The sequence below is a fragment of the Ruegeria sp. CH10 genome, from assembly GCF_056537125.1.
This window is the reverse complement of record NZ_JBQFQY010000001.1, coordinates 802,750-819,077: the sequence shown is the minus strand read 5'-3', so window position 1 is coordinate 819,077 and position 16,328 is coordinate 802,750. Positions and strand designations below refer to the sequence as shown.

Genomic DNA, 16,328 nt, shown 5'->3' with positions numbered 1-16,328 from the left:
GATCACGCGCCCGGCGGAGGTGGCGGCAGGATCGTGAACAGCTGCGCCAGTTCCTGTACATCCCCCGCCTTCTTCCACCCGTCCTGACCGGCGGTCCAGACATGGGTGTCGCGGGTGATCTCTCCGTCGGTTGCCATGCGGCCCATTTTGGCTTTGGAAAACGGCCCGCTGGTCTGCCCATCTACCGCGATATGCCAAACATGCTCAACGGGCGGAGGAGGGGGCGGTGCCATTTGCGCAGCCGGTTGCGGGGCAGCGGGGGCGGACCCGCCCCACGGGCCGGACGGCTGGCCCGCTGCCATGTTCGCCATTTGCTGCGCCATGGCCATTCCCATGCCCATGCCAAGGCCGGCACCCATGCCGCTGCCCTGACCGGGATTGTTTGCGGCAGCGGTCATTGCCTCGGCTGCGGAATACTGGGTGAATTTGCCCAGATCGCCCGCCAGCCCCATCGAGGTCCGCTTGTCCAGCGCCGCCTCAACCGCGGGCGGTAGCGAGATGTTTTCGATATAGAATTCGGGCATCTCCAAGCCATAGCCGTCCAGCACGGGCGAGACCTCGGCCGCGATCAGCTTGCCCAGATCGGCGGTGTTGGCGGCCATGTCCAGCACCGGAATGCCTGAGGCGGCGATCACGCGACTGAACTCCTGCACGATGATGTTGCGGATCTGAAAGCTGATCTCATCCATGGTGAATTCACCGTCGGTGCCGACGATTTCCACCATGAATTTCGCAGGGTCCTTGACCCGGGTCGTATAGGTGCCGAATGCCCGGATGCGCGTCGGGCCAAATTCCGGATCACGCAGCATGATCGGATTCTTGGTGCCCCATTTCAGATCATTGAACCGGGTCGTGTTGACGAAATAGACCTCGGACTTGAAGGGCGACTGAAAACCGTGATGCCAATGCTGAAGCGTGGTCAGGATCGGCATGTTGTTGGTTTCAAGCATGTAAAGCCCGGGCGTGAAGACATCCGCCAGCTGGCCTTCGTGCACAAACACGGCCGCCTGACCTTCGCGCACCGTCAGCTTGGCACCGTACTTGATTTCATGCCCCTCACGTTCGAACCGCCAGACCATGGTGTCGCGGGTGTCGTCGACCCAGTGAATGACGTCGATGAACTCTCCGGTCAGAAAATCGAAAATACCCATTTGGGCCTCCTTATCCTTGGGCTCAGAGCGGCTGGCCCATCAATTCACGTGCAATAATGCGGGCAACGGGGCGGGCGTTCTCGACCGTCACGCCGGGGGCAAGCCGAGGATCGTACAGCATCGCCAAAAGCTTTTCGTCATGACTGGTCAACAGCGCAAATTCGTCGTCATCATTGAAGATCGACGGTCGTGCTGCGCGGCTGTCATTCGACAGGCCAAGCCCCTGTGCCATTTCCTCGTGGATGCAACTGCGCCGCAAAAGATCAGGCAGCTCGGTTCGGATCAGAACCACCGCCCTTACAAATTGGTTCGGGGACCGGTTGGTGGGCGAGGCAATGACGAAACAGTCGATATTCGCGCGGGGGTTTGCAACCAGATCCAGAACCGGCTGGCTAACCCCAGGGGCAAGTTCTTTGAGCCGCGAGACAACGTAGGCGCTGTCATCCTTGCCCGCAAAGAACACGTGGAAATTCGGCTTCCACGCAACGACCGACATCGGGTGATCCGTGAGCCGCGCCAGCCGTTCCGTATAGGCCGCGACCAGTGCGGTATCCTGTTCGCGCTGCTCGGGCGCGACGGTGGGGGCAAACTCGACCTGCACGCGAATTGGATTGCTCCAGCGGCTTAGCTGTCCTTCGGTGCTATAGGTCGTCGCGGTCACCGCGTGATCGGGGTATTCATTGTAAAAGGCAATCGCCTCAAAGTTTCGTTCCAGATCACTGGCGTCATAGGGCGTGTCTGGTCCGCCGCCATCCGTTCTCAGCAAGCCGCGCGTGACCAGATCGCGTTCAACACGCTGATAAAACCGCGCCAGATCCTGGCTGGCGGCCGAAGGCGGGACATAGGCATTGGGGGCGGGCGCAGGCGGTTCGGGACGCGGTTGCGGGACAACCGACGACGTCAGGGTTTCGTCGCAATTGGCCAAGGCCAAAAGCGCGACAAGACCCAGCGCAAATCTGCTTGTCCTGAACGCCCGCACGACCTTAGCCCGGCACAGCCGTTCCGGCATTGTCGCCTGTTCCGTCCTTGCGCGCCTTGGCTGCGGCCAGTGTATCGCGCAGTTCGGTCTCCATCTTTTGCAGCTCTTGCTCGGCAGCGGCGCGTTTGGCCTTACCTTCATCCGCAATCGCAAGGCTTTCGTTGATGGTCCCGATCAGATCGGCATTGGCTTGTTTGACAGCTTCGATGTCAAAGACGCCGCGCTCCATCTCTTCGCGGATCATCTTGTTCGATTGCCGCAGATTGGCCGCGTTCGAGGTCAGCAACTCATTGGTCAGATCGTTAGCGTCACGCACGGCCGAGGCAGCTTCGGCGCTGCGCTGAATAGTGACGGCCTGCGCCAGCTGGGTCTCCCACAGCGGTACGGTGTTGACCAAAGTCGAGTTGATCTTGGTGACTAGCGACTTGTCATTTTCCTGTACCAGACGGATCGAAGGCAGCGACTGCATCGTCACCTGACGGGTCAGTTTCAGGTCATGCACCCGGCGTTCCAGATCATCACGCGCGGCGCGCATGTCACGCAACTCCTGCGCTTTCATCACCTGTTGGTCCTCGGGCGCGGCCTGAACCTCGGCCTCTTTTTCGGGGATGTCATGGCTGTCCAGCTCGGTCAGCTTTTCCTCACCCGCCGCGATATACAGCGCCAGTTCGTCATAGAAACCCAGCGTCTTTTCATAAAGCAGGTCCAGAGACTTGATGTCTTTCAGCAGGGTATGCTCATGGCTCAGCAGATCGTCGGTGATGCGGTCGATCTGGCCCTGAACCTCTTCGTATTGGGCAGTAAACTTGGCGAAAGGGGCGGCCTTGCCCAGCAGTTTTTCCCACCAGCTGCGTTCGCGGCGCACGTCCAGTTCGCTGACGGAAAAGCCGCGGATGGTGGTGACGATGTTACGCAGGCTGTCGCCTGCGGGGCCGACATCCTTGTTACGCACATCTGCCAGCATGGCTTGGCTGATTTCCTGCAACTCGGCTTGTGCGCCCGAGCCGAATGAGACGATCGAATTGGTGTTGTCCATGTCTATCTCATCCATCCGCTTGCGAATCTCGGCACTGACGGGTTCGTCGGCCTCCTCCAGCGAGACAACCTCGGCCGTCGGATCGGGCAGGGCGACGGCTGTCACCTCTTGCACCAGCGTTTCGGCCTCGACCGCCTTGTTCTTGATCGCATCGGACATGGGGTAATCCTTTCTCAAATATTAGGCCGGTCAGTCTAACCGGACGCCTTCGCGCTGCAGGCGTTCGCGCAGCACGTCAATTTCAACCGTCAGATCGCTGCGGTCATCCAATAGCATCTTGCGGGTGCGGGCCGCGAAGTTCTTTTCCAGATCGTCCAGCAATGCGGTGAAATCCGCCAAAGCCTGCGCGTCGCGGGTGCGGGCATAGACGTCGGCGAACTTGACCGTCGCGTCCCGCGCGCCCTGCAGATAGACGGTCAGGTATTTGCGGGCACCGGCCAGATCGCGCGGGTCTTCTTCGACTGTGCGGAACAGATCGCGGGCGGTGTCCTGAAACCGTTCAACCCGCGCCTCGACCCGACGGTCGCCCGCGCGTTTGATGGCATCGGTCATCTCGGTCAGGTGGGTTTCGGCATCTTCAACCACGCGGGCGACGCGGTCTTGCTGGAACGTATCGATCCCTTCCATGCCCTTGTCTTTCATTGGATCGATCCCGAAAGACACGGAATGCAGGGCTGCCGCCGCGCCACCAAACAGGATGGGCGCGATCAGGCTGGCCTGCGCCGCCGCTTCGGCATCCAGATATTCGGTCCGATACGCGGCCAATGCTGTGCCCAGCCCGGTCAGAACGCTGGCGAAAATCTTGCGGGGGAAAGCAGGACGTCGCGCTGTGCGGCGGGCATTGTAGGCGGCCTCGGCCCGTAACCCTTCGCGCAGCAGAAAGGCGGCGCCGGTCAATAGACCCGCCGCGACCAATCCGATGGTCATGCCGATTGCGCCGTCATTCAGCGACAGGAATACCAGCGGTATTGCAGGCAGAAACAGGATATTCGCCTGCGCACCCGCGGGTTCGACCCGCGCGCCGTGGAACTGCCCGCGCGCAGGCTGGTCATCCTCGGATCCGCCGCCCTGAGGGCTGAATTTTCCGCCATACCGCTTGGCCATAGCTCAGAGGCCCCCCAGCAAACCGGTACAGACGCCGAACAACAGCACAAGCAGGGCTGCATAAGCCAGCTTTTGAACTCCGGTCCCTGACATGGCGCCCCCCAATTGCAGCGTTCACAGAAAATTTAGGGGATGCGCGGGCTTGGCGCTAGGGGGAAGGTTGCGAAACCCGCCTCAGTTCCGAGATTTTTTGCCGATTGGTGCCCGTTTTCTTTGCGGGCGCGCGGGGCGTTTCGGCTTGGGTTCAGGTTCCGCCTCCAGCCCCAACTGGTCGCGCATGACCCGGCGGCGGATTTCCTCGACTTCGCCGGGTTTCAGGCTGCCCAGTTGAAACGGCCCATAGGACACGCGCAGCAGGCGGTTCACGGCATAGCCGATATCCTCCATCGCGCGGCGAATCTCGCGGTTTTTGCCTTCGCGCAGACCTATTGTCAGCCACGCATTCGCGCCCTGCTGACGGTCAAGCGAGACATCCATGGGCAGGAACCGTTCGCCTTCAATCACCAAACCCTTGCGCAGAGGGGCAAAATCCTCGTCCTTGGGGCGTCCGTTCACCCGCACGCGGTATTTGCGCAGCCACCCGGTTGAGGGCAGTTCGAGCTTGCGCTTGATGCCGCCATCATTGGTCAACAGCAGCAAGCCTTCGGAATTCAGGTCCAGCCTCCCAACGCTCATGACGCGGGGCATGTCCTCGGGCAGGTTGTCGAAGATCGTCGCGCGGCCTTTTTCGTCGCGCGTTGTCGTCACCAGCCCCGGCGGTTTGTGATAAAGCCACAGGCGCGAAGGTTCAGGCTCGGACACCGGTTTGCCATCCACGGTGATCCGGTCTTTGCCGGTGACGTTCAGGGCAGGGCTGGTGATGGTCTTGCCATTCACACTCACACGACCGGCTTCGATCATGCGTTCGGCTTCACGGCGCGAGGCGACGCCTGCGCGGGCAAGCACTTTGGCGATCCGGTCGCCGGGAGGAGGGGTTTTGGTCATCCGCAGCCCATAGCGCATCCGGCCGCCTTGCGAAAGACAGGTTTCTGATGCAGTCAGAGGCATGGTGTTCAAGTCCTTCATGAATATCGCGCTGGAACAGGCGCGCGCAGCAGCCAATCGCGGAGAGGTGCCCGTGGGCGCCGTCATCGTGCAGGGTGATCGCGTGGTGGCCACAGCAGGCAACCGCACCCGCGAGCTGAACGATCCCACAGCGCATGCGGAAATCCTTGCCTTGCGCGCGGCCTGTGCCGAGGCCGGGTCGGAACGCCTGCCGGATCATGACCTTTATGTCACGCTGGAACCTTGCGCCATGTGCGCCGCAGCGCTGGCGGCGGCGCGTATCCGGCGCATCTATTATGGCGCAGCCGACCCGAAATCCGGTGGCGTGGCCCACGGCGCGCGGGTCTTTACGCACACACAGGCCCACCACACGCCCGAGATTTACGACGGCATCGCTGGGCAGGAGGCCGCCGATTTGCTCAAAGCGTTCTTTGCCGCGCGGCGTGACCCTAAAGCGTAATGGGCGTCATCAGTTCCGGCTCGATCACATCGACCCCGGGCAGGCCATCGATCAGTGCCTGTGCGGATTGTTCGAGAATCGGGAAGGTTTTGTAGTGGCAGGGAATCACGGTCTTGAAGTTGAAATACCGTTTGGCCGCATAGGCCGCACCCTTCATATCCATGGTGAAATGCCCGCCCGCTGACAGGATGCCAATATCGGGTTTGTAGTAATCCCCCATCCAGTCCATATCCGCCATGATGTCGGTGTCGCCCGAGACATAGAGCATGTGCCCCTCGGACGCGATCATGAACCCGACCTCGCTGCCGCCCGTGCGCAGCCCATCGGGGGTTGAAAAGGTCGAACTGTGCGACGCGGGCACCATCGATACCATCACCCCGTTCAGGTTCACCGTGCCGCCCTTGTTGAAGCCAATGGTTTCGATACCTTCCGCCTCGGCCCAATAGCCCATCAGGTCGTACTGTCCGACCACGGGCACCTTGAGGTGTTTGGCCAGCGACACAACATCCGCCACATGGTCGAAATGCGTGTGGGTCAGCAAGATATGCGTTGCCCCGTCCAGCGCGTTGTCGTGATGATGGTCCTCAAGCACCGGATTGCCGGTTAGCCATGGGTCGATCAGCAGAACCTGCCCGCCGGTTTCGATGCGAAAGCTGCCGTGGCCCAGCCAAATGATGTTCATGAATTCATCCTCCCAAAACAAACTGTTGGCATCAACTTAGCATCGGCTATGTAAAAGTTCATGGACTGGTTTCAGGAAATCGACGGATATTGCGAGCGTCTTACACCCGCTTATTGGGCCGAGCCGATCAACGCGGTGACAAACGGCGCGTTTCTGATCGCGGCTTTCATTATGTGGCGGCGGGTGCGCGGACAGGGAATGCCGCTGGCGATGGTGCTGGTGGGTATTCTGGCCGCCATCGGGATCGGCAGTTACCTGTTTCACACCCATGCGCAGGTCTGGGCGGCGCTGGCGGATGTCGCGCCGATCCTGATTTATATTCTGGTCTATATCTTCGCGATCAACCGGGATGTCTGGCAGATGCGATGGCTGCCCGCCGCGCTTTTGACGGGCCTTTTCATCCCCTATGCCGCCGCAACGATTCCGTTGTTTCAGTTTGTGCCGGGTCTTGGTGGATCAGCCGCGTATGCGCCGGTGCCACTGCTGATCCTGATCTACGCTTTTCTGCTGCGCAACCGCACACCAGACACCGCCCGAGGGCTAGCCATCGGGGCTTTTATCCTGATCGCCTCAATCACCTTCCGCGCATTGGACGAGCCGCTCTGCGGTCAGGTGCCGCTGGGCACCCATTTCATGTGGCACATCCTGAACGCCACCATGCTGGGCTGGATGATCGAGGTTTACCGGCGTCACATGATCCGCCTTCGTTAATCGCGGAACGCGGCGGCCAGAGGATCAGGCAGATCGAATTCAGCCAGCACCCGCGCCCTGCCATCTGCTGACATTTTGCGGGCGGTTTTCTCAACGATGCTCTGGATTTTCTCGGCCGAATGTTTCTCGGCAAAGGGGGCGAAATACCATTTCAGGAAGACGAAACAGATCACGTCTTCCAGCGCCTGAACTTCGTCATCGCGCTTGATGCCCTGTTTGCGCAGCATGCGCCCGGCGGTTTCGATCTCGTCTGCGCCGTATTCTGCCTGCCGCATCAATTCCATGACGACCTCGGCATGATGCACGCCCTGCGCCTTGCGCCAGGCCAGGTATCCGGCGCGGCCTTCGGGGTATTCGCTGCGCGCCAGTTTCCAGCGTTCCACATGCTGACCGCGGGCTGCGATCTGTAAAACGTCCGAGGCATCGGGGAACAGCCGGTCCATCTCGGCGCTCATGCGCTGACCGTATAACAACTCGACCGGCTGGCCGTCATCGAGGTTGGGATCCTGGCTGTTGGCCGCGTCTATCGCGTCCAGAACTGCTTGCTTTCGCGCGTTCATCTTCCGCTCCGTTGGCTTGCCGTCCCAGCTGTGTGGTTCGGCGCATCATGATCTCAATACTAGCGGTAGGATGTAACAATCGCGGTCGTCAATTGCAGATTTGCCGGGCCGGACATCATTTGCCCGACCCGGGCAGGGGGGGCATGTCATTTGCCCAGTGTATTCTGATCTTGGGTCACCGGCTGCGAGACGGGTTCGGGAAAGGTCAGGTCGCGCGTCAGGCTGTCCATGGTCGGGCCAAATGCCTGTGCCTGTGCCGCAAGAACAGTGGTGGCCAAAACGAATGCGGTTGCGAAGGTTTTCATTGTCTTACTCCGGTTTGAGGTTGTGCCGTGCTTTACGAAATGAACCGTTCAGTTCATATTTTCAATGGTAAAAATGAACTAATCGGTTTACTTTTTCGTATAGGGGATATGCAAATTTGAATGGCAGCCATCGGGATCGGGGCCATATCCCGCCTTCGGCGCTCTTGCGACCGGGTGCGCAGACGGGTAAATGCCCCCTAACGCATATGAGGTTTTCCGATGTCGATTGACCAAAGCACCGCCGCCAAGGTGGCCAAACTGGCCCGGATCAAGGTCGAGGATGACGCGCTGCCCGCGCTGGCGTCCGAGTTCAACACCATCCTTGGGTTCATCGAACAGCTCAACGAAGTGGATGTCGAAGGCGTCGAGCCGATGGTCTCGGTCGAGCCTATGCGCCTGAAACGTCGCGAGGATGTGGTCACCGACGGAAACCAGCAGGACAAGGTTCTGGCTAACGCCCCCGACGCGCGCGAGGGCTTTTTCGCAGTCCCCAAAGTGGTGGAGTAAGACATGAGCGATCTGAACAAACTGGGTCTGGCCGAGGCCCGCGACGCGCTGCGCAAGGGTGATGTAACCTCGGTCGAGCTGACCGAAGCCTGCCTGAAGGCCATCGATGACGCCGACGCGCTGAACGCCTTTGTCCACAAAACGCCCGAGATCGCGCTGGAGCGCGCCAAGGCAGCGGACGCACGCATCAAAGAAGGCGACGCGCCCGCAATGTGTGGTCTGCCGATCGGTATCAAGGATCTGTTCTGCACCAAGGGCGTGCCCTCGCAGGCGGCGTCCAAGATTCTGGACGGGTTCAAGCCGGAATACGAATCCACCGTCTCGCAGAAGCTGGCCGATGCCGGATCGGTAATGCTGGGCAAGCTGAACATGGACGAATTCGCCATGGGGAGCAGCAACGAAACCTCAACCTACGGCAATGCGGTTAGCCCGTGGCGGCGCGGCAATGATGATGCGCAACTGACGCCGGGTGGCTCGTCCGGTGGGTCGGCTTCGGCCGTGGCTGCCGATCTGTGTCTGGCGGCAACCGGCACCGATACGGGCGGCTCGATCCGTCAGCCTGCGGCCTTTGTCGGTATCACCGGGATCAAGCCGACCTATGGCCGTTGTTCGCGCTGGGGCATTATTGCCTTCGCGTCCTCGCTGGATCAGGCTGGTCCGATGACCAAGAACGTGCGTGACGCAGCGATCATGCTGGAAACCATGTGCGGTCACGATGCGAAGGATTCCACCAGCGCCGATCTGGCCGTCCCGAACTTTGAGGCGATGCTGACCGGCGACATCAAGGGTAAAAAAATCGGTATCCCGAAAGAATACCGTATGGATGGTATGCCTGCCGAGATCGAAAAGCTCTGGGCTGACGGTGCTGCGATGCTGAAAGACGCGGGTGCCGAGATCGTCGATATTTCCCTGCCGCACACCAAATACGCGCTGCCCGCCTATTACGTGATTGCGCCTGCTGAGGCGTCCTCGAACCTCGCCCGCTATGACGGTGTTCGTTATGGCCGCCGCGCGCAGCTGGCGCAGGGCGATGGCATCACCGAGATGTACGAGAAAACCCGCGCCGAAGGCTTCGGCCACGAGGTGCAGCGCCGCGTCATGGTCGGCACCTATGTGCTGTCGGCAGGTTTCTACGACGCCTATTACAACCGCGCCCGCCGCGTGCGCACCCTGATCAAGAAAGATTTTGAGGATGTCTTTGCCGCAGGTGTCGACGCGATCCTGACCCCGGCCACCCCGTCGGCCTCTTTCGGTCTGGGTGAAATGACCGAGGCTGATCCGGTGCAGATGTACCTCAATGATGTGTTCACGGTGACGGTGAACCTGGCTGGTCTGCCCGGTATTTCTGTTCCCGCCGGTCTGGACAAACAGGGCTTGCCCTTGGGTCTGCAACTGATCGGACGTCCTTGGGAAGAGGGCGATCTGCTCAATACAGCCTATGCGCTGGAGAACGCCGCCGGATTTGTGGCCAAGCCGGGGAAATGGTGGTAAATCTCTCGTCAGGCAAGACAACGCAAGACGGAGCAGCTGAATGCGCTTACTGCTTTTGATCCCCGCAATCGGGTTGGTGGCCGCCTGTAACACGGTGGCCCCGATCGGTGGTCCGGACTTCAACACGCCCTCTTACCAGGCTCAGCGCGAGGCGCAGCTGGCCGGGCAGGGCACTGGAGGAAGCCTGCTGCTTGGCCCCGCTGAGGTGTCTGAACAACAACTGGGCGCACCGGGCACGGTCGCGCCCCTGCCGACTGGCGACAATGCGGATATTGCATCGGCAACGGCGGCGGCTTTGGCCAGCACATCGGGTCAAGGCACCATCGCTCCGGCCCAGGCACCACTGGTGGCCCCCGCCAACAATGCAATCTCGGATGAGCAGGATTTCGAAGCGGTCTCGGGTCGTCGGTCCATCGAATCCGATGCAGCTCTGATCGAACAGAATCGCCAGACCTATGAGGTGGTCGCGCCTACCGCAGTCCCGCAGCGCGGAGCGGATGGTCAGCCCAATATCGTCCAATACGCCCTGAATACCTCGAACCCTGTCGGGACCCAGCTGTACAGCCGCGCAGGCTTCAACCTGCAGGCCAAGGCACAGCGGAATTGTGCCCGGTTTCCCTCGGCCGATCAGGCACAGATGGAATTCCTGGCAAATGGCGGCCCGCAACGCGACCGCAAGGGGCTTGATCCGGATGGGGATGGTTATGCCTGCAGCTGGGATCCAAGCCCGTTCCGCAGTGCCGTCAACAACTGAGCCGCGGGCGCCGATCTGGCGCCCATCCCCCAATTTTGGTGCGCGCAGGGACGGGTTAAAACCGTCCATGGTGGTAATCCATTATACCGCGATGACCAGCGCACAGGCGGCGCTGGATCGGCTGTGCGACCCGCAATACGAAGTGTCCGCCCACTACCTGATCGGCGGTGATGGCATGCTCTGGCAGATGGTCCGGGAAGAGGACCGCGCCTGGCACGCAGGCGCGGGCGAATGGCACGGGCAGGGGGATGTGAATTCCCGCTCAATCGGGATTGAGTTGGACAATCGTGGCGATCATCCGTTCTCTGAACCGCAACTGGCCATGTTGGAAACGCTTCTGCCTGCGATCATGACACGCTGGGACATACCAAAAACGGGCGTCATCGGCCATTCCGACATGGCACCGGGGCGCAAAATCGATCCCGGCCCACGGTTCCCATGGCAACGGTTCGAACGCCAGGGCTTCGCAGCCCCGCGCCACAAGGGGACAGGCCCGGAAAACCCAACACAGCAGAGTTTTCGCAGCGCCGCCAACGCAGCCGGGTACACCACCGATGCTGACGATGACACGCTGCTGGCCGCTGTGCGCCTGCGCTATCGTCCTTGGGCCAAAGGCCCGCTACACCCGGACGATATCACGCCGCTGATCGGATAACCCTGATCCGCCCTTCATCTGGCCAAAAATATCCCGGGGATGAATTGGCCAAAGGCCAAGAAGGGGCTGGCCCCTTCCTCCTACCGATCCACCCTTGACGCCGCCGGGCCTAAAGCCTACCCAGCCCACGCGCGGAGGGCCGGATGGCCGCTGGGGCTCAAGGGCCCGAGAGGAAAGTCCGGACTCCACAAGACAACGGTGCCGGGTAACGCCCGGGCGGGGCAACCCGACGGAAAGCGCCACAGAAATCAGACCGCCTGAGACTTCGGTCACAGGTAAGGGTGAAACGGTGGGGTAAGAGCCCACCGCGCCGCTGGCAACAGTGGCGGCACGGCAAGCCCCACCGGGAGCAATGCCAAATAGGGTCCCCGCGCGGGCCGGTCGGCGTCTGCCGATACCGCCGCTAAGCCTGTCTTGGCCCAGAGGGACCGGGTTGGCAGCTCGAGCCGCGCAGCAATGCACGGCCTAGAGGAATGGTCATCGAAGGGGGCAACCCCGGAACAAGATCCGGCTTACAGGCCCTCCGCGCATAGTCCCTGATCAGCGCCCCGGCGGCGTATAGGCCCCTGTCAGCTTGGCTGCTTTTTTTTGGATGGCTGCAAAATCCTTGGCTTTCCACGCCCGAACGGTTTCCACTTTTGAAACCGCGCCCGAGGCCGCAACCGCCATACCAACAGCAACCGCATCGGCGCCATCGGGCACTTCGCTGATGACCACAACGTCATTGTCGCCCGTGGTGACGTAAAACGCCAACAGCTTGCCCCCAACCTTTTTCAAAAGCTCTTTGACGGGCTTGGTCCGATCCGAGGGTTTCTTCAGCATCCCTCTGGCGCCTTCCTGCGAATAAGATGCATAGGTAATGAAAACGGGCATATGAGCCTCCTGACTAAGTTGATGGACCTTTGATTGGGCCGGTCCATGGGGCCGAAAATGCGTGTTAAGCTGCTGCGATCAGGGGTTCTGCCATCAACCAGAGGCCAAATCCGATCAGCGCCACACCGGTCAGCGGAACCAGCCATGTGGCGCGCGGCATCAGTTTCTCGACCGCCACATAAAGCGCGATGCCGACGATCCAGTAGAGGTTCATCACCCCGCCCACGAACAGCAGCAGCATCAGGGCCCAGCAACAGCCCAGACAATACGCCCCATGCAGGGCCCCGGTGCGAAAGGCACCATAGGCCCCAGGGCGGTTGTGATCGGCCAGAAACTGCGCCGGGCTGCGGCAATGGCGCAGGCAAGCGGTCTTGAGACTGGACAGCTGATAGACCCCGGCCGCAAGCAGCACACATCCCGCAAACACGCGCGACCGAACCGTCATCATCGGTCCGTCCGACAGCCCGGCTAACTCAAGCCCCCATTGCGCCCCCGTGGCCAGCAGGCTGAAGACAGCCCAGGCCACCAGATAGCCAGTCAGAAAATACAGGCTGAACCGGGCGGCATTGGCATGATCCGGGCCCACCCTTTTGATCGCAGTATAAAGCAGAACAGTAGGGGCCGCGCTGGGGGTCATCATCGCAATCATCATCACCCACCACATCAAAAAGATCAGCACGGCGTAAGAGGGTGACCATTGCACCCCGGCCCCCATCTGCATCGGATTGCCAATCGGGCGGGCCATGCGCGTCATGTCAATGGCGTTCATATTCATGCCGATCCCGGCAATCGTATACCAGGATGCGCCCAATACGATCAGTAAGACACACACCAACACCACGCTGCGATCCTGCCGCAGCACGCGATCAATCATTCCGTTCGGGGGCGTTGTCATGGCAAGCCTGGGTTATGCGCCCAGAACGCCGTGGCCCGAGATGTTGAGATGCGCCAAATGGGCATGGGTGGCCTCAAAACCCAAGCTGATCGCGCCGCCTTTGGTCTTGCCTGTGCCAGAGGCCGCCTCGGCTGTGCGATACTCAAACCCGTTGGGTAAATGGAACGCGGCGCGATGCGGGGCACCGGATACAATGTGCGGGATCGGGTTGACCTCGACATCGAAGACGCCGGCGACCTTGGCGTAGCCCGTGCGCTCTTCGCGGCTCCAGTCCAGTTCAATCGGAGCGTACAGAGTGTCGTGTTTCGTGGGGGCCATGGCGCTGAACACATACCACATCGTGGCCATTTCGTCGGTGTCTTCGCCCGTCATGATGGCTTGCAGGGCTGCCTTCTGATCGTCTGAGGCGCTGTCATCGATGATCAGTTGCATCTGACCATTGCCTTCGTGAATCGGTCCGGGCCAGTGATAAACACCCGCCGCCCGAACACCGGCAAGGTCGGTGGCACCATAGTGGCCGGACTCGATATCGAATACGACCAGAGCTTCGCAGTTTCCGTGGGTGGGCAATACGCTGAACTGGCACGGGCAGCCAAAGTTACAGTTGCAATTGGCCAGTTCCTCGGCCTGAAGTTTCCATTCCGTCATGATAACCCCCCTTAACATGCATACGAAAAATCACTGCTGTCAGTGGGTCTGGCCTGAACTCGCTGCCATGCGAACCGAGCTTGTCGTCGGCTTTTGGATAGGGTGCAATTGCGCGACCATATCACAGAACCGTGATCGCACCAAACCGCGCTGCGCCGCGCAATAAGGAATTGTGCGCTTTGCTGACGGAATCCGGTTGACTCGGGCGCGGTAGCGGGTAAAAGCGCACGCTCATAGGAATTCAACCGAAAGGCCCCTGCCTTTTCGGACGCAGGAGATAACCATGGCGAAGCCGACGACAATCAAGATCCGTCTGAACTCGACCGCGGGCACGGGCCACTTCTACGTGACCAAGAAAAACGCACGCACCATGACCGAGAAAATGACCATTCGTAAATACGACCCGGTCGCTCGGAAGCATGTCGAGTACAAGGAAGGCAAGATCAAGTAATCTTGCCGTCCAGCTTGGACAGTTTCAAAGGGTTCTGCCACGGCAGGGCCCTTTTTCTTTGCGTCTTCGGCAAGCCGGGGTGTTGAGCAGGCCGTTGCAACGAAGCATCAGGCCAACAGGCAATCAGATGCGTGGTGGGTTGCTTTTTGTCTAGGCTTACCCCTACGCTTCAACAAACCGATCCAAAATGTTGGCCGTCATGAAAAAAATCTTGTTATCCACAGCAACTATTCTGGCCCTTGCGGCCTGTGAGGACCCCTATAACCGTGAAGGCGTTGGGTTTACGGGGATCGATGGTGAACCCCGCACAATCTCGGACGTGCCCGGAGCGGCCGCTTTCTTGCCGCCTGCGACCAATGTCCCGGCCGAGTTGGCCGTTCTGCCCACGTTCCCGGTCGTGACCGATCAAACCGAGGCTGAGAAAGTCGCCCGCGTGGCCATCGACAATGGTGGGCGCAGCGACACAAGCGCCGTTGTCCTGACCGGATCGGACACCAATCTGTTCCTCAGCACCGTCAGCGTGAACGGAACCCTGTACGGCGTCCTGCGCACGGCTAATAACAGCACCCGCGTAGATAATGGCATCGGCGCAATCTTTGGGCGTGATGCTGAGCAGTTCACCGGATGCTTGCCCGCAGGCGATGTATTCCGCAAGGGCTCGTCCGAGCGGAGCTCGGGTTTTGCCGTGCCGCTGAACTGCAGCTAAGCCAAATCGCATTCGAATAAGAAAGGCCCCATCGCAGCGATGGGGCCTTTTTTGTGTCGTGGCGTTGGGTGATCGTGGAAAGAAAAAGGGCGGACCGTCGGGTCCGCCCTTGAAACGTTTGCTTTCGTAGCCAGCGCTATTCTTGCTGCCCCATGAACATCAGCAGGAACTGGAACATGTTCAGGAACGAGATGTACAGGCTCAGCGCGCCGTCAAAGGCGGCTTTGTCCAGCCATTCCTGATCACCGTGCATCGCGTGCGCGACATAGGTGTTCTTGATGTCCTGCGTGTAGAACGCGGTCAGACCGGCAAAGATCAGGATACCAATGGCCGAGATGGCGTACATCATCGCCGGCGATTGCAGGAACAGGTTGATGACCATTGCAACCAGCAGGCCGATCACACCCATAATCAGGAAAGTGCCCATGCCGCTCAGGTTACGCTTGGTGGTGTAGCCATACAGGCTGAGGCCAGCGAAGGCGATCGAGGTCACGATAAAGGTTTGCGCGATCGAGTAGGGGGTGAAGATCATGAAGATCGAGCTCATCGACACGCCCATGACGGCGGCAAAGATGAAGAACCCCAGCTGTACAGCCGCTGCTGAGCCACGGCGCATCAGAGCGCCCCAGCCAAAGAACAGGAAGGCCAGTGGCGCGAACATGATTACCCATTTCAGCGGCGACAGGAACAATGCGCCACCCAGGCTGGTCAGGTAGCGATCAGCGCCGATCTGAGCCACCGCATTGGTGGGATCAGCTGTGACGGCAAGGCCCGCGATGGCCCATGCGGCAAGCGCAGTGATCAGCATGCCCACGGACATTGTGCCGTAGACTTTGTTCATATGTGCGCGAAGACCCTCGTCAATCTGGGTCGCGCGCGCGCCGGACGTTGTCCGGATCGTGTCAAATTGTGCCATTCAGGTCTCCCTTAACGTAATTCTTTTGTGGCCTGGGGAACCAGACCTCGCTCCTCGCAAATATCGGCAACTGCGCGGCCTGTTTCAAGGCTTTAGCGTTGAATTCCGGTGAAAACGGCCAACAAAAATGGCGACCTGCGGCAGCGGGTCGCCATTCATGGAGATAAGATGAGTATCAGAGTCATTTTTGCCAGAAGTCCGGCGCATCCCATAGTGGGCGGGCAGCCTCGGCTTTGGCCTCTTCGCGGGTGATTCCAATATCTTCCAGCGCGCGGGCGTCCAAACGGGCCAGGGCGCGACGTTGACGATAGAGCGATACGGCGTCCAGCAGCAATCGCAGGCCAAAACGGCGGTGGTGCGGGCGGTGTCTGTGCAGAGTAATTTGGGTCATATCTTTTGT

21 protein-coding genes and 1 other RNA gene are annotated in these 16,328 nt (G+C 60.3%); 9 read left to right on the top strand and 13 right to left on the bottom strand.

Annotated features, from left to right (window positions below; all coding sequences use genetic code 11):
- Positions 1-2 precede the first annotated feature (2 nt).
- From ACRZ94_RS04095 to ACRZ94_RS04075, 5 genes are all read right to left on the bottom strand, one after another.
- Positions 3-1,151, bottom strand: a complete 1,149-nt coding sequence (locus ACRZ94_RS04095) for an SPFH domain-containing protein (RefSeq protein ID WP_480796726.1) — start codon at positions 1,149-1,151, stop codon at positions 3-5.
- A 22-nt stretch (positions 1,152-1,173) separates the two neighbouring features.
- On the bottom strand, positions 1,174-2,160 hold the full coding sequence (locus tag ACRZ94_RS04090) for a DUF2927 domain-containing protein (protein ID WP_480796725.1): 987 nt from the start codon (positions 2,158-2,160) through the stop codon (positions 1,174-1,176).
- The gene (locus tag ACRZ94_RS04085; protein WP_480796724.1) at positions 2,135-3,325 is read right to left on the bottom strand and encodes a toxic anion resistance protein; all 1,191 of its coding nucleotides are present in this window, start codon (positions 3,323-3,325) and stop codon (positions 2,135-2,137) included. The genes ACRZ94_RS04090 and ACRZ94_RS04085 overlap by 26 nt, the downstream gene beginning before the upstream one ends.
- Positions 3,326-3,355: 30 nt before the next feature.
- Positions 3,356-4,270: a 5-bromo-4-chloroindolyl phosphate hydrolysis family protein gene (locus ACRZ94_RS04080; protein ID WP_480796723.1), complete on the bottom strand. Its 915-nt coding sequence runs from the start codon at positions 4,268-4,270 to the stop codon at positions 3,356-3,358.
- A 174-nt stretch (positions 4,271-4,444) separates the two neighbouring features.
- Positions 4,445-5,317, bottom strand: coding sequence for a pseudouridine synthase (locus ACRZ94_RS04075; protein ID WP_480796722.1), 873 nt, complete (start codon positions 5,315-5,317; stop codon positions 4,445-4,447).
- On the opposite strand from ACRZ94_RS04075, the gene ACRZ94_RS04070 reads away from it, so the two are divergent.
- A complete protein-coding gene (locus ACRZ94_RS04070; protein WP_480796721.1) occupies positions 5,316-5,774 on the top strand; it encodes a nucleoside deaminase in 459 nt (152 codons plus the stop codon). The two genes, ACRZ94_RS04075 and ACRZ94_RS04070, sit on opposite strands and share 2 nt — an antisense overlap.
- Here the strand turns inward: ACRZ94_RS04070 and ACRZ94_RS04065 are convergent.
- Entirely contained in the window at positions 5,764-6,456 is a 693-nt protein-coding gene (locus ACRZ94_RS04065) for a metal-dependent hydrolase (RefSeq protein ID WP_480796720.1), read from the bottom strand. The two genes, ACRZ94_RS04070 and ACRZ94_RS04065, sit on opposite strands and share 11 nt — an antisense overlap.
- A 60-nt stretch (positions 6,457-6,516) precedes the next feature.
- Here ACRZ94_RS04065 and ACRZ94_RS04060 point away from each other — a divergent pair, with 60 nt between their 5' ends.
- The gene (locus tag ACRZ94_RS04060; RefSeq protein WP_480650211.1) at positions 6,517-7,167 is read left to right on the top strand and encodes a ceramidase domain-containing protein; all 651 of its coding nucleotides are present in this window, start codon (positions 6,517-6,519) and stop codon (positions 7,165-7,167) included.
- Here the strand turns inward: ACRZ94_RS04060 and ACRZ94_RS04055 are convergent.
- Complete coding sequence (locus ACRZ94_RS04055) at positions 7,164-7,727, bottom strand: DUF4202 domain-containing protein (RefSeq protein WP_480796719.1); 564 nt, start codon at positions 7,725-7,727, stop codon at positions 7,164-7,166. The two genes, ACRZ94_RS04060 and ACRZ94_RS04055, sit on opposite strands and share 4 nt — an antisense overlap.
- A gap of 146 nt (positions 7,728-7,873) precedes the next feature.
- Positions 7,874-8,032 carry a hypothetical protein gene (locus ACRZ94_RS04050; RefSeq protein WP_480650213.1) on the bottom strand — a complete coding sequence of 53 codons (159 nt, stop codon included), beginning with the start codon at positions 8,030-8,032 and terminating at the stop codon, positions 7,874-7,876.
- Positions 8,033-8,251: 219 nt separating this feature from the next.
- On the opposite strand from ACRZ94_RS04050, the gene gatC reads away from it, so the two are divergent.
- From gatC to rnpB, 5 genes are all read left to right on the top strand, one after another.
- Positions 8,252-8,539, top strand: a complete 288-nt coding sequence (gene gatC / locus ACRZ94_RS04045) for an Asp-tRNA(Asn)/Glu-tRNA(Gln) amidotransferase subunit GatC (RefSeq protein WP_170325838.1) — start codon at positions 8,252-8,254, stop codon at positions 8,537-8,539.
- Positions 8,540-8,542: 3 nt separating this feature from the next.
- Positions 8,543-10,030 (top strand): Asp-tRNA(Asn)/Glu-tRNA(Gln) amidotransferase subunit GatA, encoded by a 1,488-nt coding sequence (gene gatA, locus ACRZ94_RS04040; protein ID WP_480796718.1) that lies wholly within the window; start codon positions 8,543-8,545, stop codon positions 10,028-10,030.
- Positions 10,031-10,070: 40 nt separating this feature from the next.
- Entirely contained in the window at positions 10,071-10,784 is a 714-nt protein-coding gene (locus ACRZ94_RS04035) for a hypothetical protein (RefSeq protein WP_480650215.1), read from the top strand.
- Between the two features lie 67 nt (positions 10,785-10,851).
- Complete coding sequence (locus tag ACRZ94_RS04030) at positions 10,852-11,439, top strand: N-acetylmuramoyl-L-alanine amidase (protein ID WP_480650216.1); 588 nt, start codon at positions 10,852-10,854, stop codon at positions 11,437-11,439.
- Positions 11,440-11,570: 131 nt separating this feature from the next.
- Positions 11,571-11,970, top strand: an RNA gene (gene rnpB, locus ACRZ94_RS04025) — RNase P RNA component class A.
- 9 nt (positions 11,971-11,979) lie between these two features.
- Here rnpB and ACRZ94_RS04020 read toward each other — a convergent pair.
- The 3 genes from ACRZ94_RS04020 to ACRZ94_RS04010 all read right to left on the bottom strand — a co-directional run bounded on the left by ACRZ94_RS04020 (position 11,980) and on the right by ACRZ94_RS04010 (position 13,855).
- Positions 11,980-12,312 (bottom strand): GYD domain-containing protein, encoded by a 333-nt coding sequence (locus tag ACRZ94_RS04020; protein ID WP_480650217.1) that lies wholly within the window; start codon positions 12,310-12,312, stop codon positions 11,980-11,982.
- Positions 12,313-12,376: 64 nt separating this feature from the next.
- Positions 12,377-13,207, bottom strand: a complete 831-nt coding sequence (locus ACRZ94_RS04015; protein WP_480796717.1) for a DUF2182 domain-containing protein — start codon at positions 13,205-13,207, stop codon at positions 12,377-12,379.
- Between the two features lie 12 nt (positions 13,208-13,219).
- Entirely contained in the window at positions 13,220-13,855 is a 636-nt protein-coding gene (locus tag ACRZ94_RS04010; RefSeq protein WP_480650219.1) for a DUF1326 domain-containing protein, read from the bottom strand.
- 283 nt (positions 13,856-14,138) lie between these two features.
- Between ACRZ94_RS04010 and rpmG the strand changes: the two genes are divergently transcribed.
- Together rpmG and ACRZ94_RS04000 are read left to right on the top strand one after the other, a co-directional pair.
- On the top strand, positions 14,139-14,306 hold the full coding sequence (rpmG, locus tag ACRZ94_RS04005) for a 50S ribosomal protein L33 (RefSeq protein WP_010441901.1): 168 nt from the start codon (positions 14,139-14,141) through the stop codon (positions 14,304-14,306).
- Between the two features lie 199 nt (positions 14,307-14,505).
- Complete coding sequence (locus tag ACRZ94_RS04000) at positions 14,506-15,012, top strand: hypothetical protein (protein ID WP_480796716.1); 507 nt, start codon at positions 14,506-14,508, stop codon at positions 15,010-15,012.
- 136 nt (positions 15,013-15,148) lie between these two features.
- Here ACRZ94_RS04000 and ACRZ94_RS03995 read toward each other — a convergent pair whose 3' ends face one another.
- Positions 15,149-15,928 (bottom strand): Bax inhibitor-1/YccA family protein, encoded by a 780-nt coding sequence (locus ACRZ94_RS03995; RefSeq protein ID WP_480796715.1) that lies wholly within the window; start codon positions 15,926-15,928, stop codon positions 15,149-15,151.
- Between the two features lie 181 nt (positions 15,929-16,109).
- Positions 16,110-16,319, bottom strand: a complete 210-nt coding sequence (locus ACRZ94_RS03990) for a DUF1127 domain-containing protein (RefSeq protein WP_480796714.1) — start codon at positions 16,317-16,319, stop codon at positions 16,110-16,112.
- Positions 16,320-16,328: the final 9 nt, after the last annotated feature.

Coding starts and splice junctions, on each gene's coding strand:
- rpmG (WP_010441901.1), top strand. CDS start 14,139: ATGGCGAAGCCGACGACAATCAAGATCCGTCTGAACTCGACCGCGGGC.
- ACRZ94_RS03990 (WP_480796714.1), bottom strand. CDS start 16,319: ATGACCCAAATTACTCTGCACAGACACCGCCCGCACCACCGCCGTTTT.
- ACRZ94_RS04000 (WP_480796716.1), top strand. CDS start 14,506: ATGAAAAAAATCTTGTTATCCACAGCAACTATTCTGGCCCTTGCGGCC.
- ACRZ94_RS03995 (WP_480796715.1), bottom strand. CDS start 15,928: ATGGCACAATTTGACACGATCCGGACAACGTCCGGCGCGCGCGCGACC.
- ACRZ94_RS04020 (WP_480650217.1), bottom strand. CDS start 12,312: ATGCCCGTTTTCATTACCTATGCATCTTATTCGCAGGAAGGCGCCAGA.
- ACRZ94_RS04090 (WP_480796725.1), bottom strand. CDS start 2,160: ATGCCGGAACGGCTGTGCCGGGCTAAGGTCGTGCGGGCGTTCAGGACA.
- gatC (WP_170325838.1), top strand. CDS start 8,252: ATGTCGATTGACCAAAGCACCGCCGCCAAGGTGGCCAAACTGGCCCGG.
- ACRZ94_RS04010 (WP_480650219.1), bottom strand. CDS start 13,855: ATGACGGAATGGAAACTTCAGGCCGAGGAACTGGCCAATTGCAACTGT.
- ACRZ94_RS04015 (WP_480796717.1), bottom strand. CDS start 13,207: ATGACAACGCCCCCGAACGGAATGATTGATCGCGTGCTGCGGCAGGAT.
- ACRZ94_RS04095 (WP_480796726.1), bottom strand. CDS start 1,151: ATGGGTATTTTCGATTTTCTGACCGGAGAGTTCATCGACGTCATTCAC.
- ACRZ94_RS04055 (WP_480796719.1), bottom strand. CDS start 7,727: ATGAACGCGCGAAAGCAAGCAGTTCTGGACGCGATAGACGCGGCCAAC.
- ACRZ94_RS04070 (WP_480796721.1), top strand. CDS start 5,316: ATGGTGTTCAAGTCCTTCATGAATATCGCGCTGGAACAGGCGCGCGCA.
- ACRZ94_RS04030 (WP_480650216.1), top strand. CDS start 10,852: ATGGTGGTAATCCATTATACCGCGATGACCAGCGCACAGGCGGCGCTG.
- ACRZ94_RS04065 (WP_480796720.1), bottom strand. CDS start 6,456: ATGAACATCATTTGGCTGGGCCACGGCAGCTTTCGCATCGAAACCGGC.
- ACRZ94_RS04035 (WP_480650215.1), top strand. CDS start 10,071: ATGCGCTTACTGCTTTTGATCCCCGCAATCGGGTTGGTGGCCGCCTGT.
- ACRZ94_RS04050 (WP_480650213.1), bottom strand. CDS start 8,032: ATGAAAACCTTCGCAACCGCATTCGTTTTGGCCACCACTGTTCTTGCG.
- ACRZ94_RS04080 (WP_480796723.1), bottom strand. CDS start 4,270: ATGGCCAAGCGGTATGGCGGAAAATTCAGCCCTCAGGGCGGCGGATCC.
- ACRZ94_RS04060 (WP_480650211.1), top strand. CDS start 6,517: ATGGACTGGTTTCAGGAAATCGACGGATATTGCGAGCGTCTTACACCC.
- gatA (WP_480796718.1), top strand. CDS start 8,543: ATGAGCGATCTGAACAAACTGGGTCTGGCCGAGGCCCGCGACGCGCTG.
- ACRZ94_RS04085 (WP_480796724.1), bottom strand. CDS start 3,325: ATGTCCGATGCGATCAAGAACAAGGCGGTCGAGGCCGAAACGCTGGTG.
- ACRZ94_RS04075 (WP_480796722.1), bottom strand. CDS start 5,317: ATGCCTCTGACTGCATCAGAAACCTGTCTTTCGCAAGGCGGCCGGATG.